The sequence below is a fragment of the Streptomyces sp. NPDC012466 genome (assembly GCF_042955215.1).
Classification (GTDB): domain Bacteria; phylum Actinomycetota; class Actinomycetes; order Streptomycetales; family Streptomycetaceae; genus Streptomyces.
The window spans coordinates 1-17,634 of record NZ_JBIBEQ010000001.1 but is presented as its reverse complement, the minus strand read 5'-3'; the positions used below and the strand labels follow the sequence as shown (position 1 = coordinate 17,634).

Here is a 17,634-nt window from a genome sequence, read left to right as displayed (position 1 = left end):
GCCGGGGGCCGGCCGAGGGGTCACCTCCCCGGCCGGCTCCGCAGTTCCTCGTAGTACGCCAGGCAGGCCTCGTACGACGGGAGCAGTCCCCGCCGTTCCGCCTCCGCGAGGGTCGGGGCCTGTTCGTCCTTGGGGGACAGGAGCGGGGTGATGTCCTCGGGCCATTCGATGCCCAGGGCCGGGTCGAGCGGGTGGATGCCGTGCTCGCGGTCGGGGGCGTAGCCCTCCGAGCACAGATAGACCACCGTCGCGTCGTCGGTGAGGGCCATGAAGGCGTGCCCCAGCCCCTCCGCGAGGAACACGGCGTGCCGCGTGCCGTCGTCGAGGCGTACGGCCTCCCACGCGCCGTAGGTGGGGGAGCCCACCCGGATGTCGATCACCACGTCCAGGACGGCACCGCGTACACACGTGACGTACTTGGCCTGGCTGGGCGGCACATCCGCGAAGTGCACACCCCGCAGCACGCCCCGCTTCGACACCGAGCAGTTCGCCTGGGCCAGGGACAGGTCCCGGCCCGTCGCCTCGCGGAACTCCGCACCGCGGAACCACTCGTGGAAGCTGCCCCGGTCGTCCGGGAAGATCTTGGGCTCCAGAACCCAGGCGCCCTCTATCTCCAGGGGTCGCATGCCGTCACCGCTCTCCGGTCCTGATACGGGAATTCACCTTCCGGCGCGCGGCACCGAGCACGCGTCGCGCACGCCGGGCCAGCCGCAGCGCGACACCGGGCCCGGGCGCCGGTGTCACCAGTACGCTCCCGTCCCCCGCCCGCAACGCGAACGGCAGGCCGGTGAAGCGAGCCTGGTCCGCGCCCGGGTTCAGGCACACGGCCACCCGCCAGATGTCGCCCGAGAGGTCCTCGGCGGGCAGCGCCGCCGCCAGCACCGAGCCCGGCCGGTCCGCGTCGGGGGAGAGGGTGCCGGGCGTCTCCAGGATCCGGTGGGAGGAGACGAACCTCAGCCGCACCCCGGCCTCGTCCGGGACGTGCACCGGGAGCAGGACGCGCAAGCGCCCCTCGGAGACGGCGACGTCCCCCAGCTGCACGCGGCCCAGCCCGAGCCGCTTGCCGCGCGCGCCGAGCTCCAGGGAGAGGTTGCCGTGCGGAGTGGTCCAGTACGGCAGGACCGGGCGGTCACCGACGACACCCGCCTGCGGCGTGGGCCGGTCCTCACGCGGAGCGGGGCCCAGCCGGCACTCCTTGGTCCAGCCGCCCGCCTTCACCCGGACGAGTGCGTCCCAGGCGCCGTCACGCGGCAGGTCGGCCGGGTCGACGGTGGCGGTGGCCCGCAGCACCAGCCGGACCTCCTCGCCGTCCCCGGCCGGCACGGTCTCGCGCGTGAACTCCACCGGCTGGAAGTACTGCGCGGCGCTGGAGCGCTCCCGCAGCAGCAGGTCCGCCGTGGCCTGCCCGAACCGCGCGGCGGTCTCCGAGGCCACCCACCGCACCGCCTCGGGCACGTCCTTCGGCACATCGGTCAGCGGCGTCGCCTCGACGGTGGCGGGGAACGTCATCGGTTCGCCGCCGGACAGGTACTCGGCCGTGAAGCCGATGGTGAGGGAGCCGTCGCGCCACTCGATGTCCCCGGGGGTCGCCCGGGGCGCGACGCCCGCCTCCCACTCCGCGAAGGCCACCACGTCGTCGTAGCGGTCGGCCGCCGTCAGCGCGGCGATGACCTGCTGCGTCGGCTGCAGACCGGCCGCCACGCCGGGCCCGAAGCGCTCCACGACGACTTCGTGGATCTCCCCGAACAGCTCCCTGCGGTAGTCGTCCGGCAGGGTCAGGAACCGCCGCGCCCGCAGCCGCTCGACCATCTCCACGCGCAGCCAGCGGCGGAACAGCCGGTCGCGCACCGGGCCGGGCTCCGTGTACCGCTCGACGACGTCGAGGGCCTCGCGGAGGTTCCTGAAGTAGCCGACCGGGTCGAAGCGTTCGAAGCCGGCGTTGGAACCGTCGTCCCGCCGGAGGTGGTAGTAGCAGACGTAGTCGCTGAGCACGGAGACGTTGTCCGCGCGCAGATACGCCTCGGCGACGAAGACGTGGTCCTCCAGGCGCCGCCTGCCCTCGGGAAAGCGCAGGCCGATGCGGTCCAGGAAGGCCCGGCGGACCATCTTGTGCGGGGTGAGGCTGTCGATGAGCGGGGCGTTCTCGACGGTGGCCCGCGGGTGGTTGCGGCGGAACAGCTCCACCGGCACCCCGCGGCCCTTGCCGGCCATCTTGCCCACCACGACGTCGGCGCCGTTGGCCACGCCGTAGTCGTACATCCGCTCCAGGGCCTCGTCGCCCAGGTAGTCGTCGTTGTCGACGAACATCACGAACTCGCCCCGGGAGGCCTCGATGCCGACGTTGCGGGGCTTGCCCGACCAGCCGGAGTTCTCCTGGTGGATGACCTTCATCCGGGGGTCCTCGGCGGCGAGCGCGTCGAGCCGGGCCGGGGTCTCGTCGGTCGAGCCGTCGTCGACGAAGATCACCTCGAACTCGTCGGGAGGCAGCGACTGCCGCTGCAGCGAGGAGATGCAGTCCTCGATGTAGATCCCCGGGTTGTACACGGGGACGATGACGCTGACCTTGACCGGCATCGGGTTTCCGGGCCCCTTCGGGTCGCTTGCCGTAGACGTCCTGTTGTACTGCGTGTGGCCCGATGCTAACCCGGTCGGCGACGCGGCCTCACCTTTCGAGACCCGGCCGTGATCATCTCCACCGCACGGCAACTGAGCTGCACTGTCTGTCTGTTCGCGGTCAAGCCGCCTTACGGGCGGGAGTACCCGGCAGCCCCTAGGCTGAGGACGTGCGCCTGCTCTTCATGTCCGACACCCACCTGCCCAAGCGGGCCCGGGAACTGCCCGCCCCCCTGCTGGCCGAACTCCCGCACGCCGACGTCGTGTTCCACGCCGGGGACTGGGTCGACACGGCCACCCTCGATCTGCTGGAGGACCGCTGCCGCAGGCTCGTCGGTGTGTACGGCAACAACGACGGGCCGGACCTGCGCGCCCGGCTGCCCGAGGTGGCGTACGCGGACCTGGGCGGGGTGCGCTTCGGCGTGATCCACGAGACGGGTTCCAAGCAGGGCCGGGAGCAGCGGTGCGCCGCCCGTTTCCCCGATCTGGACGTGCTGGTCTTCGGCCACAGCCACATCCCCTGGGACACCACGGCCCCCACCGGCCTGCGCCTGCTGAACCCGGGCTCCCCGACGGATCGCCGCGCACAGCCCCACTGCACCTACATGACCGCCACCGTCGCCGAGGGGCTGCTCTCGGACGTGGAACTGCACCGGCTGCAGCCCCGTCCACCGCGCTGAACGTCCCGTCCGTGCCGTGACATGATCGCCGGATGGATCAGGACGAGGGGTACCTCCTGGACAACCGGCAGGCCGAGGCCGGTACGCGCTTCGACGCGCTGTCGGCCCTCTTCGACGCCTGGACGTTCCGGCACTTCGAGACGGCCGGGATCGCCGAGGGGTGGCGGTGCTGGGAGGTCGGGGCCGGCGGGCCGAGCGTGCCGGCCTGGCTGCGTGAGCGCGTCGGGCCGGCCGGGCGCGTGCTCGCCACCGACATCGACGTGTCCTGGACCGGGGCGGCAGCCACCGACGGCGTCGAGGTGCTCCGGCACGACGTCGGCCGCGACGCCCCTCCGCCCGGCCCCTTCGACCTGGTGCACGCCCGTCTGGTGCTGGTCCACGTCGCCGAACGCGACGCCGCGATGCGCGCCATGATCCAGGCGCTGCGTCCCGGCGGGCTGCTGCTGGTCGAGGACGCCGACCCCGCACTGCAGCCGCTGATCTGCCCCGACGAGCACGGCCCCGAGCAGGAGCGGGCCAACCGGCTCCGTGCCGGCTTCCGCGAACTGCTGCGCCGGCGCGGCGCCGACCTCTCCTACGGGCGCAGACTTCCCCGGCTGCTGCGCGAGGCCGGCCTGGTGGACGTGCAGGCCGACGCCTACTTCCCGGTCGCGTCGCCCGCCTGCGACGTCCTGGAGGCGGCCACCGTCCGGCAGGTGCGCGACAAGCTCGTCGCGGCGGGCCTCGCCACGGACGAGGAGATCGAGGGGCACCTCGCCGCCGTCGAGGCGGGACGCCTGGACCTCGCCACCTCACCGATGATCTCGGCCTGGGGCCGCAGACCGTCGGGCGACGGCTCGTAGCGACGCGTCCGGAGTCGGTCCCGTGACCGATGGCGACCGCCTCGACGACTCAGCTCGTGCGGCCTCCGTCGCGTCACTCACACCTTGCGGCGGCCAGGTGACGGGCCGGCTGCTCCGGACGCCCTCACCTGTCGTTCGTTTCCCCCTCGGCGAAGCCGGTGACGTCGAAGCCGGACTCCAGTTCCACACCGGTGGCATTCAGGAAGAAGGCCACCATGTGGTACTGCCCCACCAGCATGACGATCTCGATCAGTTCGGCGTCGCCGAAGTGCCCGGCCAGACCCTCCCAGGTCCCGTCGGACATCGTGGCATCGCCGTGCAGTTCGTCCGCCGCGCGGATCAGGAGCCTCTGGAGATCCGCCCAGCCGGGTGCCTCAGGCCCTTCGCCGATGCGGTCGATGTCCGCGTCCGTGACGCCCGCGGCCCTGGCCAGGGGGAGGTGCCGCCCCCACTCGTACCGCGCGCCGGTGTTCCACGCGGTGCGCAGGATCAGCAACTCGCGCAGTTCTCCCGGCAGTCGGCCGCTGCCGAGCAACTGGCCGCCGAAAGGCATGAACTGCTCGTAGAGATCGGGATGGCGCACCAGCGTGGTGAAGATGTTCGGGATCCCGCCCCCGGGGTCGTGGGGAGCGGCGGCCAGCAGTTCCCGGGTCCGCGGGTCCCACTGTTCTTCGGGGAGCGGCTTCAACCGCGGACGGGTGGGGCGGGCGGCTTCGTGGCGCTGTGACATGGCGGCCTCCGGTTTCCGAGGGACTCACCCTAGGAGACCGGCTGAACGCCTGGCGGTGAAGGGTCGGGACCAGTCAACCCGTCGGGTCGAGAACGATCTTGCGGACGCCGTCGGAGCGGCCTGCGAACAGTTCGTACGCCGCGGGTCCTTCGGAGAGGGCGAAGCGGTGGGAGACCACGGCCTCGGGCTTGATCCGTCCGGCACGGGTGAGGGCGAGCAGGGGAGGGAGTTCGTAGTGCACCGAGCACAGCCCGATGGCGAACTCCAGTTCCTTGACTTGCGCCAAGCCCATGTGGAACGGGAAGGCCCTGCTCTGGCTGACCCCGATGACACTGACCCGGCCGGCCTGCCGGACGGCCTTGAGGGCGAGCTCGATGGTGGCGTCGGAGCCGACGGCCTCCACCACCGCGTCCGGCCCCCGGCCGGATGTCATCTCCCGGATGGCCGTCCGTGCGTCGTCACCCTCGACCGGCTCGACGCCCAGGCCGGCGGCGAAGACGCGGCGCTCCGCGACCAGGTCCACGCCCAGCACCCGTGCCGCGCCCATCGCGAAGGCGGACTGAGCGGCCATGAGGCCGACCGGGCCGAGGCCGATGACCAGGACGGTCTCACCGGGCTGGATGCGGGCACGGCGGCACCCGTACCAGGCGGTGGGGGCGTTGTCCGTCAGGACGACGGCGGCCTCGTCGGAGATGTCCTCGGGCAGGTGCACCAGATTGACATCGGCGTAGGGCACCGCCAAGGCCTGGGCCTGGCTGCCCGGGAGCTTGGGGCCGACTCCGTAGCAGAGCTCCGTGCTCGACGTGGCGCGCTCGCATCGGGCGGTGAACCCGGCCGCACACTGCCGGCACTGCGCACAGCCGACGGAGGCGGGCACCAGGACCCGGTCGCCGGGCTTGAAGCGGGTGACCTGGTCGCCGGTGTCGACGACCACGCCGACGCACTCGTGCCCCGGCGTGTAGCCCAGTTCCGGGCTGAACCCGTTGCCGCCGTAGATGTGCAGGTCGCTGCCGCAGATGCCGGCCGTGGTCACCTGCACCACCGCGTCGGCCGGGCTGGTGACGGCCGGGTCGGGGACGTCCGCGTAGCGGATGTCGTGACGGCCGTGGTAGGTCAGTGCCTTCATCGGATCTCTCCCTCCCCTCGGCGCCCGGTCAGTCCGCGATCTTCAGCACCAGCTTGCCGTGGTTGTCACCGCGGAACAGGCGCATCAGGGTCTCGGGGAACGCCGCGACCGAGCCGGACACCACGTCCTCCAAGGACTTCAGCCGCCCCTCCGCCCGCCACGTGGCCATCTGTGCGATGCCCTCCGCGTACCGTTCGGCGTAGTCGAACACCACGATGCCCGTCATGGAGGCGCGGTTCACCAGCAGCGACAGGTAGTTGGCGGGGCCTTGCGGCTTGGTGCTGTTGTACTGGGAGATCGCGCCGCAGACCACGACGCGGGCGCCGCGCGCCAGCCGCAGCAGCACGGCGTCCAGAACGTCGCCGCCGACGTTGTCGAAGTACACGTCGACGCCGTCGGGGGCGTGCTCGCGCAGGGCCTTGCGGACGTCCTCGCTCTGGTAGTCGATCGCCGCGTCGAACCCGAACTCGTCCACGACCAGGCGGCACTTGGCCTCGCCGCCGGCGATGCCGACGACCCGGCATCCGAGGATCTTGGCGATCTGCCCGACGACGCTGCCGACGGCCCCGGCCGCTCCGGAGACCACGACGGTCTGCCCCGGCTCGGGACGCCCGACCTCGATCAGGCCGAAGTAGGCCGTCAGGCCCGACATGCCGAGCGTGCCGAGATAGGTCGGCAGGGGAGCAGCCGCAGGGTCGACCTTGGTCACGCCGCGCCCGTCCGACACGCAGTACTCCTGCACGCCGAACGCGCCCGACACATGGTCGCCGACCGCGAACCCGGAGTGCCGGGAGGCGACCACCCTCCCCACCGCGTTGGCGCGCATCACCTCGCCGATCTCCACCGGGCGGATGTAGGACCTGCCCGCGTTCATCCAGCCGCGCATCGCCGGGTCGATCGACAGACAGAGCACCTGTACCAGGAACTCCCCGTCGCCCGGCTGCCCCGCCGGCTCCTCGACATGCTCCCAGTCGGTGGGGCGCGGCTCTCCCACGGGACGTGCGGCCAGGCGTATCTGGCGGTTGATCATGCTCATCTCCGGCGACTCTCTCGGGTGCATACCGTCCAGTCGGTACGGCGGTGAGCGTACGGGTGGCCGCCGTCCGGGGCAAGAGCCCGTCCGCTACGACTTGCGGCTCACGCGGGCGGTCGGTCCCGAGCGGTGAACTATTGCTGTCCCGGCACCGCCATCTCTCCGAGGAGCGACCAGTCGTCCTGCGGGACGTTCGCGTTCACGATGCGCGGCGTCTCGGCCAGATGGGGAGGCAGCGTCTGCTGCGCGGTCTTGAAGTGCGCGGACTGTACGTGTGCGGCTCCGGCCTCGTCGTCGCGGAAGGCCTCGACGAGGACGTACTCCGACGGCTCGTCCACGCTGCGCGACCAGTCGAACCACAGGCAGCCGGGTTCGGCGCGCGTCGCCCGGGTGAAATCGGCGGCGATCTCGGGCCAGCGGTCGGCGTGCTCGGGGCGGACTCGGAACTTGGCGGTGATGAAGATCATGGGATTCCCCTCGCTGAGGTGCTGATGTCCGATGTACTGCGTCCGATGTGCTGATGTCCGGTGTACTGATGGCGACACGTGCGTACGGACCCCGCTCGATGGCGACGTGACGGGAGCGGCTCCGGTGATCAGGAGGACCGGCCCGGGTGCACCGCCCCTTCCGTCGCGGTGAGCGGCGCGCCGGTGCCGCCCCAGCGCAGCGCCACGATCTCGGCGGCCACGGACACCGCCACCTCCTCGGGCGTACGGGCCCCGAGGTCCAGGCCGACCGGTGAGCGCAGCCGGGACAGCTCGTGGTCCGTGAGACCGGCCTCGGCCAGCCGCTGCGCCCGGTCGGTGTGGGTGCGGCGGCTGCCCATCGCCCCGATGTAGGCGGCCGGGCGGCGCAGCGCCTCGGTCAGCAGCGGCACGTCGAATTTGGGATCGTGTGTCAGGACGCAGATGACCGTGCGCTCGTCGGTGTCCGTGTCCCGCAGATAGTGGTGCGGCCATTGCGCGACCACCTCGACGCCGTCGGGGAAGCGCCGGGGCGTGGCGAAGACCGGGCGGGCGTCGCAGACGGTGACGCGGTAGCCGAGGAAGTCCCCGATGCGGGCCACCGCCGCCGCGTAGTCGATCGCGCCGAAGACCAGCATCCGCGGCGGCGGCGCGAACGACTGCAGGAACACGCTCACGGAGTCCTCGCGGCGCTGCCCCTCGGGCCCGTAGTGCCGCAGGCCGGTGGCGCCGAGAGCGAGTTCGCCGCGGGCGTCGGAGGTCACGGCCGCGTCCAGGCCGCTCGCGCCGAGCGTGCCGGCGGTCCGGTCCGGCCGGACCACGAGCGCCGCCCCGCGTCGCGCCGGGCCGTCGGTGACGGTCGCCAGGGTGACCGGCTCGCCCGCCGCGACCGAGTCCACGAGCACGCCGAAGCCGGGATCCCGCTCGGGCGTGACCGCGCGCACCAGCAGCGTGATCTCGCCGCCGCAGGTCAGACCGACGGCGAAGGCGTCCTCGTCGCTGTAGCCGAAGGTCTCCAGCCGGGCCTCGCCACCCGCGGCCGTCTCCTGCGCCAGCTCGAACACCGCGCCCTCGACGCAGCCCCCGGACACACTGCCCACGACCTCGTCGCCCGGGCCCACCGCCATCGCCGCACCCGGTCCGCGTGGCGCGCTGCGGCTGACCTGGACGACGGTCGCGAGACCGAACGGGGCCCCGGCCGCGTACCAGCGGCCGAGCACCGGGAGAACGTCACGCACGAGCCGCTCCCTTCCCTGTAGGCGCGCCCCGCCGGGTACCCCGGCAGCGGCTAATTCCGTTGTGACCCTCCGGGCCGGTCTGCTGCACTGGACGGCAGACGTCACCGAATCCGAAGGAGCCCCAGATGCGCGCAACGTTCATGTCCCCCCAGTCAGGAACGGACCTCTCTCCGAAGGACATGACGCTTCGTGCACATGCTCAACCTTGGAATCCTCGCCCATGTCGACGCCGGTAAGACCAGCCTGACCGAGCGGCTGCTCCATTCGGCCGGGGTGATCGACGAGATCGGCAGCGTCGACGACGGGAACACCCGCACCGACACCCTCGACCTGGAACGGCAGCGCGGCATCACCATCAAGTCCGCCGTCGTCTCGTTCCCGCTCGACGGCGTGACCGTCAACCTCATCGACACTCCCGGTCACCCGGACTTCATCGCCGAGGTCGAGCGGGTGCTCGGCGTGCTGGACGGCGTCGTCCTCGTGATCTCCGCCGTCGAAGGGGTGCAGGCCCAGACGCGCGTGCTGATGCGCACCCTCCAGCGGCTGCGCATCCCGACCCTGCTCTTCGTCAACAAGATCGACCGGAGCGGGGCACGTCACGAGGAGGTGCTGCGGGAGATCTCGGCCCGTCTGACACCCGCGATCGTGCCGATGGGGACCGTCGGCGGTCTCGGCACCCGGTCGGCCCGCTTCGTCCCCCGTACCGCACCGGCCGCCGCCCTCGCCGCCGTCGACGTTCTCGCCGACCACGACGACGCCCTGCTGTCCGCGTACGTCGGGAACACCGTCACCGACGCCCTGCTGCACCGGTCCCTCGTCGCGCAGACACGGGAGGCGCTCGTCCACCCGGTCTACTTCGGTTCCGCCGCCACGGGCGCGGGCCTGGAAGCCCTCCTGTCGGGCATCGAAGAACTGCTCCCGGCGGCCGACGGGGATGCGGACGGGCCGCTGTCCGCAAGTGTGTTCAAGGTCGAGCGGGGGCCGGCGGGGGAGAAGCTCGCCTACGCCCGGATGTTCTCCGGGACCCTGCGCGTCCGCGACCGGGTCCCCTTCGGAGCGGACGGAGCCGAAGGCCGGATCACCGGGATCAGCGTCTTCGGCGACGGCACGGACACCCGCCGGGACACCGTCACCGCCGGCCGGATCGCCCGCCTCACCGGGCTCGGCGACATCCGGATCGGCGACGCGATCGGCGAACCCCGCAAGGCCTATGAGCACTTCTTCGCCCCGCCCACCCTGGAGACGGTCGTCGTACCAGGCCCGGGCGCGCACCGGGGAGCGCTCCACCTCGCGCTCACCCGACTCGCCGAACAGGACCCGCTGATCGGCCTGCGCCACGACGAACGCCGCCAGGAGACCTCCGTCTCCCTCTACGGCGAGGTCCAGAAGGAGGTCATCCAGGCCACCCTCGCCGACGAGTACGGCCTCGACGTCACCTTCCGCGAGACCACACCGCTGTGCGTCGAACGGCTCGTCGGGACCGGGCAGGCCGTCGAGTTCAACAAGCAGGACCCGAACCCGTTCCTCGCGACGGTCGGCCTGCGCGTCGAGCCCGCGCCGGTCGGCTCGGGCGTCGCCTTCCGGCTGGAGGTGGAGCTCGGTTCGATGCCGTACGCGTTCTTCAAGGCCGTGGAGGACACCGTGCGCGAGACGCTCCTCCAGGGGCTGCACGGCTGGCAGGTTCCCGACTGCACGGTCACGATGACCCACAGCGGTTACTCGCCCCGTCAGAGCCATGCCCACCAAGGCTTCGACAAGAGCATGTCGAGCACCGGAGCCGACTTCCGCGGCGTGACCCCGCTGGTGCTGATCGAGGCGCTGCGGCGGGCCGGGACGCGCGTCCACGAGCCGATGCACCGTTTCCGCATCGAGGCTCCGGCCGACACGCTCGGCGCCCTGCTGCCGGTCCTCGCCGGGCTCGCGGCCGTGCCCGAGACGACGCTGAACCGGGACGACCTCTGCGTCCTGGAGGGAACTGTGCCGGCCGCCCGGGTGCACGCGCTCGAACAGCGACTGCCGGGACTCACCCGGGGCGAGGGCGAGCTGGAGAGCTCCTTCGCCCACTACGCGCCGGTGACCCACGGCACGATCCCCGAGCGCCCGCGCACCGATCACAACCCGCTGAACAGGAAGGAGTACTTGTTGAACGTGACACGAAGGGTGGGCGGCTGAGGTGTGCGCGCCGGCCGAGCGGGAACTTACTCCAGAGTCAGGGGTGTTGACGGTGTCCTGATATGGCCTGACTGTAGTGGACATGCCGACTATCCGAGCGCGTCTGCTGGTCGTCCTGGCCGTCCTCTTCGGCTCCGTGTCGGTGGCGGGTGTTCCGCCGGCCACCGCCGCGCCCCCTCCCGGCTCCCTCTGGTTCGACGACCCCACCGTCACCGTGCGGAACGGCCGCTTCACCGATGCCCACGGCCGCGAGGTCGTGCTGCGCGGCTACAACGTCTCCGGCGAGACCAAGCTGGCGGAGAACAAGGGCCTGCCCTTCGCCTCGGTCGCCGACGCCCGCACGTCGGCGACCGCGCTGCGCGCCCTCGGCGGCGGCAACACGGTCCGCTTCCTGCTCTCCTGGGCGTACGCCGAACCCGAGCGCGGCCGGGTGGACACGGCTTATCTGGCCGCCGCCACCGACCAGATGAAGGCCTTCCTCGACGCCGGCATCCGCGTCTATCCCGACTTCCACCAGGACCTGTACTCGCGCCACCTCTTCGACGACGACAGCTGGTACACCGGCGACGGCGCGCCCAAGTGGGCGGTGGACGCCGGGAACTACCCGGACGAGTCCTGCGGGATCTGCCTCTTCTGGGGGCAGAACATCACCCAGAACGAGGCCGTGAAGCGCGCTACGCACGACTTCTGGCACAACGCGCACGGCGTGCAGGACGCGTTCCTCACCACCGCCGAGAAGACCATGGCGTACGTGCGACAGCACCTGAGCGCCGACCAGTTCAAGGGCATCGTGGGCTTCGACCCCTACAACGAGCCGCACGCGGGCAGTTACGACTCCGGACAGACCAGCCGCGCCTGGGAGAAGGACGTGCTCTGGCCGTTCTACGAGAAGTTCCGGACCCGCATGGACGCGGCCGGGTGGCGCGACAAGCCCGCCTTCGCGGAGCCCAACCTCTTCTGGAACGCCAACCTCGACTTCCAGAAGCAGGAGGGCGGTCTGCTCGACGCCGGGAAACTCGGGCCGCGCTACGTCTTCAACACCCACTTCTACGACCAGAAGGCCATCTCCGGCGTCTTCATGTGGGGCAAGGCGGCCGACGGCCAGTACGCGGGCGATTTCCGCACCGTCCGGGACCGGGCTGCCGCCGCGCAGACGGCAGCGGTGGTCAGCGAGTTCGGGCACCCCCTGGCCGGCAACGTCTCCGACAAGGCGCCGACCGTCCTCAAGGCGATGTACCAGGCCCTCGACTCCCGCCTGAAGGGCGCCGACTGGTGGTCCGACCCGGCCGCCTCGGGACCCCTGCTCTCGGGCACGCAGTGGCAGTGGGACATCTACAACGGCCGCCATCGCGAGCTGATGAACGGCAACCCCGACAAGGTCCTCACCGCCGGTGACGCCTGGAACGACGAGGACCTGTCCGCCGTACGCCTGGACGACGCGGGCAAGCCCGCGCTGCGCCAGGACGCCCGGCTCCTGGACCGCCTCTACCCGAGCGCCACGGCCGGTGAGACCGTCGGCTTCACCTACGAGGACCGCTCCCGGGACGGCTCGACGACCCTGACCTGGAACCCGGTGCCCGGTGCGCTGCCGAACGTGCGACGGATCGTGGGGTCCGGGCAGTACGGGCTGCTGCTGTGGCGCTCGGACGGCGGCCCGGCCCCCACCGAACTCCACCTCCCGGCGAGCTTCCCGACCGCGTCCACCACGGTCGTCTCCGACCTGGGCACGGCCCACGCCCCGCCGGCCTACACCTCGGCCACCCCGGTCGGCGTGGCGCAGGAGCCCGGCGGCACGGGAAGCCGCCGCCTGCTGCTCACCGCGCCGGACTCGGGGGTCCTGCACTACGCGCTGGTGACCAACGGGGCGACGGCTCCCTCGGCGGAACTGCTCGCGGCGGCCCGCTCCGAACTGGCGGCGTGGGCGGCGAAGGAGGTCAACGAGCGGAAGGGCTAGTCCAGTCGGCCGCCACATGGCCGAGCCGGACGCGCTGCGGATGGTCACCGACCGGCACGGACACGACCTTCTTCCCGGTGGCGAAGTCGATGGCCGTGACCTGGTCGGTGCCGCTCTCGGAGACCACGCAGGACCTGCCGTCACCGCTGACCGTGGCCCAGTAGGGCTTGGAGGCGGTGACGAGCGGGCCCTCCTGGAGGGTGGCGCGGTCGACGACGGTGGCGTAGTCGTCCATGGTGCCCGCGACGCACAGCTTGCGTCCGTCCGGGCTCATCGAGATGCCGTGGTGACGCGAGTCGTTGACGAAGGACGTGCGGTCGTCGCTGGTGGCCGCGTTCTTCGGCAGGGTCTTGGTGCGCGTGATCTTGTCGGCGGCGATGTCGTACTCGAAGAAGCCGTTGAAGAAGGAGACCTGGAAGTACAGCTTCGACTCGTCCGGCGAGAAGACGGCCGGGCGGACCGCGTCGGAGTAGTCCTTGAGGCCGAGCGCGTCCAGTTGCGGGCGCATGTCGATGACCTTGACCTGCTTGAACGTCGTGGCGTCGACGACGGTGACGCGCCGGTCGCCCTTCGTCCAGTCCAGCCACGGGGCATCGGTCTGCGTGTTCACGTCGCCGATCGCCATGTTGTAGATGTACTTGCCGTCCCGGGTGAAGATGTTCTCGTGCGGCTTGTCGCCGGTGCCGAACTTGCCCAGTTCCCGGCCGGAGACGATGTCCAGCACGTGCACGGTGTTCGAGGTCGACGCCGACACCGCGACCCGCTTGCCGTCGGGGGAGACCGCCATGTGGTCGGAGCGGTAACCCGACACCGGGAAGCGCCAGTTGAGCCGCCCGGACTTGAGGTCGATCGACACGACGTCGGCGAAGCTCGGCCGTGAGACGACCACCGACGTCCCGTCCGGCGTGGAGTACATGTCGTCGACGAACTGGTCGTGGCCCTCGCCGACGCTGTTGCGGATCGCCATGAAGTAGATCCACCTGATCGGATCGGCGTTGATCTCCGCCATCCGCTCGGCCTTGTCGGGGACGACGTCGATCCGGCCGATCTTCGCGAAGTCGCCCGTGGAGCGGATGACATCGGCGGTGCCGTCCCAGTTGTTGCCCACGAACAGCACCTCACGCAGCGCGGCGGAGGAGCCCGGGGTGGCCGCGGTGGCAGTCGCGGGAGCGGTGACGGTCAGGGCGAGGGCTGCGGCTACGGAGCACAGGTGCCGGCGTCGGAAGACGGGCATGACTGCTCCCCTCTCTGCTGGGGTGAGCTTTGTGAGTGGAACATGCCAAAGCTGGGCGCGTTGGGATCTGAACACACGTGCTTTCAGAGTGAACTTACTGCAAAGTAAGGAAGGGGTGGCTTCTCCACAAGACCGCGTGCACGACAAAATCAGTGTTCGAACCACGAAGGGAGAGCCGGTGCCGGGCAGACTCAGAGCGCCGACCGGCCGCTACGGTGGCAAAACCGCCGAGGAACGACAGGCCGAGCGGCGCCGGCGGTTTCTCGACGCCGCGCTCCGGCTGTTCGGCGACACGCCCGGCTTCCGCTCCACCACGGTCGCGGCACTCAGCGAGACGGCCGGACTGTCCACGCGGCAGTTCTACGAGGAGTTCCGGACGCTTGAGGACGTGCTGGCCGCCCTGCACCTCCAGGTCAACGGCTGGGCCGAGGCGGCCGTGCTGGAGGCGGCCGGGGCCGCCGCGGACCTGCCGCTCGTCGAACGCGCCACGGCGATCTTCCGCGCCTACGCCGGCAGTCTCGCCGCCGATCCGCGCCGGATTCGCATCACCTTCGTCGAGATCATCGGCGTCAGCCCGCGCCTGGAGGAGCAGCGGCTCGCCCGCCGGGCCGGCTGGGTCGACCTCATCTGCGCCGAGGCCGACGCGGCCGCCGCACGCGGAGAGGCCGCGCCCCGCGACTACCGCCTCGCCGCGACGGGCTTCATCGGCAGCGTCAACGGCCTGCTGCACGACTGGAGCGCCGGCTGGGTCGACGCGACACTCGACGAGGTCGTCGACGAACTGGTCCGGCAACTGCTGGGCATCCTGTGGCCACCGGGCTGGAAGCCGGAGGCGTGACGGCAGTCGCCGGGTGCGGGGGAGCGTCCTGCCGCACGCCGCACGCCGCACGCCGCACGCCGCACGCCGCACGCCGCACGCCGCACGCTGTCCGGGACCGGATCCGGGCCGGTCCCGGACCGGTCCCGGCCCCTGCCGGCGGGACCTGCGCCGGCGCTTCACGGAGCTGCTCGCGGCCACCGCCGTGAGACCGGCACCGCGGACCACGGACCGGACGGCGGCGGTCGACTGAGCCGGGTACCGATGAGCCCGCCTCGAACCGGATCTGACCGGCTACTGGTCCAACAACCGCTTCCTGACCGCGGCGAGGACCTCCGTGCGGCTGCGCGGGCCGTTGTCGGCCGCGATGAGGTGATCGCCGATGCGCAGTGAGAAGGTGATCAGGCAGCGGGCCTCGACATCGCCCTCGTCGGGACAGAAGGCCCCGTAGAGCTCGCGCAGATAGTCCATCCGCCGGTTGTCGGCCCGGCGGAGGCGGCGCGCGACACCTTCGTCGCGCCGGGCCCAGTCACGGATCGCGAGCTCGACCCCGGCGCTGGTCACGCGCCTCTCGCCCGACCCCACGAAGTCGAAGAGACGCCCGAGCCGCTCGCGGGCCTCGCCTCCGTCGCGCTCGACGCGCTCGATGACGTCCTCGGTGACCGCTCGTTCCCAGGTGTCGAGCATCTCCTCCAGCAGTCCGGCACGGTTGCGGAAGTAGCCGTAGAAACCGCCCTTGCTCACGCCGAGCGCCTGGGCGAGGACCTCGACCCGGACAGCCTCGGGGCCGCCGGCGGCAAGTGCCCGCAGCCCCTCCTCGATCCACTTGTCCCGCGGCGTACGGATCGCGCCCATGCCGTGTCTCCCCTCACATGTCCCGGCCAAGTATACGGAGCCGTATAGATGGGTCTATGCTCGATCTATACGCCACCGTATAGACAAGGATCTGTCATGAGCGGTCTGCGCCTTCCCTCAACCGACCACACGTCCCGCCCCTGGCGGATCCACGAGATCGCAGGCGACTTCCGGCTCGAGGATCTGTGGGTCCTGCCGACGCCGGGCGGCCCGGACGACCTGCACCACCTGGTCCAGCAGATGGCGGACGGCAGGGGCGGTCCCGACGGCGGCAACCCCGTGGGCCGCTTCCTGTTCGCGGTGCGCTGGAAGCTCGGTGCGCTGCTCGGCTGGGACAAGCCGGACTCGGGTGTCGGCGGCCGGGTGGCGACGCTGCGCGACCGGCTGCCGGACGACCTGCGCGAGGGGCCGCGGGGGCCCGACCTCGGCGCGGCGCCCTTCACATCGGTCTTCCAGACACACGACGAGTGGGCCGCCGAGTACGCCAACAAGACCATGCACGGGGTGATGCACATCGGCTGGGTCTCCGACGGGAACGGCGGCTACCGCGGCCAGATGGCCGTCCTGGTGAAGCCCAACGGCCGCCTCGGCTCCCTGTACATGCTCGGCATCAAACCCTTCCGGTACCTGGGGGTGTACCCGGCCCTGATGCGATCGATCGGCCGGGAGTGGCGCGAGAACACGGTGCGCCGTGCGGCACGCTGACGCCTCCCCTCTCCGTGACCCGGGCTCCGCCCAAGCCCCCGCTCCTCAAGTGGCGGCGGCTTGGGCGAAAGCACGAGGGTTCACCAGAACCGTTCAGACCGACACCAGCACCACGACAACCGCCGCCACCACCAACGCGACCCCCAGCAGCAGTCCGGCCAGCAGCCGCGCGCGGAGCCTGCGGTACACCGCCTCGTACTCGCCGCGCAGTTCCTCGCCGCGCCGGGCCGTGCGCTGCCACGAGGCCCGGGCGAGGGCGAGATGCTCTTCCGTGAACAGCCGCTCCACCTCCACCCGTTGGGCGTCCGGCAGCCAGGCCAGCCCGGCGGTGAAGCGGGCGGCGGCCGCGCGGGCCTCCTCGCGTGCGGCGGCGGCCAGCAGATGACCCTCGACCTCGTTGTGGAACGCCCGCAGGTCCATGGGGAGCCCCTCCATGGCGGTCATCGCAGCGTCAGCTCCCGCTCCGCCGCGGCGATGGCGTCGTGGTGCAGGTCGAACGCCGGGGACTCGCTGCGGATCTTCGGCAGCGCGACGAAGTTGTGGCGCGGCGGCGGGCAGGAGGTGGCCCACTCCAGCGAGCGGCCGTAGCCCCACGGATCGTCGGTCGCGACCTTCTCGCCGTACTTCGCCGTCTTCCACACGTTGTAGAAGAACGGCAGCATCGACATGCCGAGCAGGAACGAGAAGACGCTCGACACCGTGTTGAGCGTGGTCAGGCCCTCCACCGCCAGATAGTCGGGGATCCGCCGCTGCATGCCCCCGGCACCCAGCCAGTGCTGGACCAGGAACGTGCCGTGGAAGCCGACGAACAGCGTCCAGAAGGTGATCTTGCCGAGGCGTTCGTCCAGCATCTTGCCGGTGAACTTCGGCCACCAGAAGTGGAAGCCGGAGAACATCGCGAACACCACCGTCCCGAAGATCACGTAGTGGAAGTGCGCCACCACGAAGTACGTGTCGGAGACGTGGAAGTCGATGGGCGGCGAGGCCAGCAGCACACCTGTGAGCCCGCCGAAGACGAACGTGATGAGGAAGCCGGTCGCCCAGAGCATGGGCGTTTCGAACGAGAGGCTTCCGCGCCACATGGTGCCGATCCAGTTGAAGAACTTCACACCGGTCGGGACCGCGATGAGGAACGTCATGAAGGAGAAGAACGGCAGCAGCACACCGCCGG

General features: G+C 71.1%; 17 protein-coding genes. 6 read left to right on the top strand and 11 right to left on the bottom strand.

Features of this window, described 5'->3' with window-relative positions:
• Positions 1–20 precede the first annotated feature (20 nt).
• On the bottom strand, positions 21–626 hold the full coding sequence (rfbC, locus tag ACFY9E_RS00085) for a dTDP-4-dehydrorhamnose 3,5-epimerase (RefSeq protein WP_390977742.1): 606 nt from the start codon (positions 624–626) through the stop codon (positions 21–23).
• A gap of 4 nt (positions 627–630) precedes the next feature.
• Positions 631–2,574, bottom strand: coding sequence for a glycosyltransferase (locus ACFY9E_RS00080; RefSeq protein ID WP_390977740.1), 1,944 nt, complete (start codon positions 2,572–2,574; stop codon positions 631–633).
• A 209-nt stretch (positions 2,575–2,783) separates the two neighbouring features.
• Here ACFY9E_RS00080 and ACFY9E_RS00075 point away from each other — a divergent pair, with 209 nt between their 5' ends.
• Positions 2,784–3,293 (top strand): YfcE family phosphodiesterase, encoded by a 510-nt coding sequence (locus tag ACFY9E_RS00075; protein WP_390977738.1) that lies wholly within the window; start codon positions 2,784–2,786, stop codon positions 3,291–3,293.
• Between the two features lie 32 nt (positions 3,294–3,325).
• On the top strand, positions 3,326–4,135 hold the full coding sequence (locus ACFY9E_RS00070) for a methyltransferase domain-containing protein (protein ID WP_390977736.1): 810 nt from the start codon (positions 3,326–3,328) through the stop codon (positions 4,133–4,135).
• Between the two features lie 124 nt (positions 4,136–4,259).
• On the opposite strand, the gene ACFY9E_RS00065 is transcribed toward ACFY9E_RS00070, so the two are convergent.
• The 5 genes from ACFY9E_RS00065 to ACFY9E_RS00045 form a co-directional block, all read right to left on the bottom strand.
• Positions 4,260–4,865 (bottom strand): carboxymuconolactone decarboxylase family protein, encoded by a 606-nt coding sequence (locus ACFY9E_RS00065; protein ID WP_390977734.1) that lies wholly within the window; start codon positions 4,863–4,865, stop codon positions 4,260–4,262.
• Positions 4,866–4,938: 73 nt separating this feature from the next.
• Entirely contained in the window at positions 4,939–5,991 is a 1,053-nt protein-coding gene (locus tag ACFY9E_RS00060; RefSeq protein WP_390977732.1) for an alcohol dehydrogenase catalytic domain-containing protein, read from the bottom strand.
• Positions 5,992–6,019: 28 nt separating this feature from the next.
• Entirely contained in the window at positions 6,020–7,027 is a 1,008-nt protein-coding gene (locus tag ACFY9E_RS00055; protein WP_390977730.1) for a zinc-binding dehydrogenase, read from the bottom strand.
• Between the two features lie 131 nt (positions 7,028–7,158).
• Positions 7,159–7,491, bottom strand: coding sequence for an antibiotic biosynthesis monooxygenase (locus ACFY9E_RS00050; protein WP_390977728.1), 333 nt, complete (start codon positions 7,489–7,491; stop codon positions 7,159–7,161).
• A gap of 128 nt (positions 7,492–7,619) precedes the next feature.
• Positions 7,620–8,726 (bottom strand): XdhC family protein, encoded by a 1,107-nt coding sequence (locus ACFY9E_RS00045; protein ID WP_390977726.1) that lies wholly within the window; start codon positions 8,724–8,726, stop codon positions 7,620–7,622.
• 189 nt (positions 8,727–8,915) lie between these two features.
• Between ACFY9E_RS00045 and ACFY9E_RS00040 the strand changes: the two genes are divergently transcribed.
• Together ACFY9E_RS00040 and ACFY9E_RS00035 are read left to right on the top strand one after the other, a co-directional pair.
• The gene (locus tag ACFY9E_RS00040; RefSeq protein WP_390977724.1) at positions 8,916–10,898 is read left to right on the top strand and encodes a GTP-binding protein; all 1,983 of its coding nucleotides are present in this window, start codon (positions 8,916–8,918) and stop codon (positions 10,896–10,898) included.
• A gap of 82 nt (positions 10,899–10,980) precedes the next feature.
• On the top strand, positions 10,981–12,852 hold the full coding sequence (locus tag ACFY9E_RS00035; RefSeq protein WP_390977722.1) for a cellulase family glycosylhydrolase: 1,872 nt from the start codon (positions 10,981–10,983) through the stop codon (positions 12,850–12,852).
• On the opposite strand, the gene ACFY9E_RS00030 is transcribed toward ACFY9E_RS00035, so the two are convergent.
• On the bottom strand, positions 12,833–14,086 hold the full coding sequence (locus ACFY9E_RS00030) for a YncE family protein (protein WP_390977720.1): 1,254 nt from the start codon (positions 14,084–14,086) through the stop codon (positions 12,833–12,835). The genes ACFY9E_RS00035 and ACFY9E_RS00030 overlap by 20 nt on opposite strands.
• 178 nt (positions 14,087–14,264) lie before the next feature.
• Here ACFY9E_RS00030 and ACFY9E_RS00025 point away from each other — a divergent pair, with 178 nt between their 5' ends.
• Complete coding sequence (locus ACFY9E_RS00025; protein ID WP_390977718.1) at positions 14,265–14,924, top strand: TetR family transcriptional regulator; 660 nt, start codon at positions 14,265–14,267, stop codon at positions 14,922–14,924.
• Between the two features lie 273 nt (positions 14,925–15,197).
• On the opposite strand, the gene ACFY9E_RS00020 is transcribed toward ACFY9E_RS00025, so the two are convergent.
• The gene (locus ACFY9E_RS00020; RefSeq protein ID WP_390977716.1) at positions 15,198–15,758 is read right to left on the bottom strand and encodes a TetR family transcriptional regulator; all 561 of its coding nucleotides are present in this window, start codon (positions 15,756–15,758) and stop codon (positions 15,198–15,200) included.
• A 96-nt stretch (positions 15,759–15,854) separates the two neighbouring features.
• Here ACFY9E_RS00020 and ACFY9E_RS00015 point away from each other — a divergent pair, with 96 nt between their 5' ends.
• On the top strand, positions 15,855–16,463 hold the full coding sequence (locus tag ACFY9E_RS00015) for a DUF2867 domain-containing protein (protein ID WP_390977714.1): 609 nt from the start codon (positions 15,855–15,857) through the stop codon (positions 16,461–16,463).
• Between the two features lie 93 nt (positions 16,464–16,556).
• Here ACFY9E_RS00015 and ACFY9E_RS00010 read toward each other — a convergent pair whose 3' ends face one another.
• Positions 16,557–16,907 (bottom strand): hypothetical protein, encoded by a 351-nt coding sequence (locus ACFY9E_RS00010; RefSeq protein WP_390977712.1) that lies wholly within the window; start codon positions 16,905–16,907, stop codon positions 16,557–16,559.
• Positions 16,904–17,634, bottom strand: a 731-nt coding sequence (locus ACFY9E_RS00005; protein WP_390977710.1) for a cbb3-type cytochrome c oxidase subunit I, incomplete at its 5' end; no start/stop codon positions are given. The genes ACFY9E_RS00010 and ACFY9E_RS00005, both read right to left, overlap by 4 nt.

Excerpts from the sequence above, each read along its gene's own strand:
- rfbC (WP_390977742.1), bottom strand. The coding sequence starts at position 626 with ATGCGACCCCTGGAGATAGAGGGCGCCTGGGTTCTGGAGCCCAAGATC.
- ACFY9E_RS00080 (WP_390977740.1), bottom strand. The coding sequence starts at position 2,574 with ATGCCGGTCAAGGTCAGCGTCATCGTCCCCGTGTACAACCCGGGGATC.
- ACFY9E_RS00070 (WP_390977736.1), top strand. The coding sequence starts at position 3,326 with ATGGATCAGGACGAGGGGTACCTCCTGGACAACCGGCAGGCCGAGGCC.
- ACFY9E_RS00065 (WP_390977734.1), bottom strand. The coding sequence starts at position 4,865 with ATGTCACAGCGCCACGAAGCCGCCCGCCCCACCCGTCCGCGGTTGAAG.
- ACFY9E_RS00060 (WP_390977732.1), bottom strand. The coding sequence starts at position 5,991 with ATGAAGGCACTGACCTACCACGGCCGTCACGACATCCGCTACGCGGAC.
- ACFY9E_RS00055 (WP_390977730.1), bottom strand. The coding sequence starts at position 7,027 with ATGAGCATGATCAACCGCCAGATACGCCTGGCCGCACGTCCCGTGGGA.
- ACFY9E_RS00050 (WP_390977728.1), bottom strand. The coding sequence starts at position 7,491 with ATGATCTTCATCACCGCCAAGTTCCGAGTCCGCCCCGAGCACGCCGAC.
- ACFY9E_RS00035 (WP_390977722.1), top strand. The coding sequence starts at position 10,981 with ATGCCGACTATCCGAGCGCGTCTGCTGGTCGTCCTGGCCGTCCTCTTC.
- ACFY9E_RS00030 (WP_390977720.1), bottom strand. The coding sequence starts at position 14,086 with ATGCCCGTCTTCCGACGCCGGCACCTGTGCTCCGTAGCCGCAGCCCTC.
- ACFY9E_RS00020 (WP_390977716.1), bottom strand. The coding sequence starts at position 15,758 with ATGGGCGCGATCCGTACGCCGCGGGACAAGTGGATCGAGGAGGGGCTG.
- ACFY9E_RS00015 (WP_390977714.1), top strand. The coding sequence starts at position 15,855 with ATGAGCGGTCTGCGCCTTCCCTCAACCGACCACACGTCCCGCCCCTGG.
- ACFY9E_RS00010 (WP_390977712.1), bottom strand. The coding sequence starts at position 16,907 with ATGACCGCCATGGAGGGGCTCCCCATGGACCTGCGGGCGTTCCACAAC.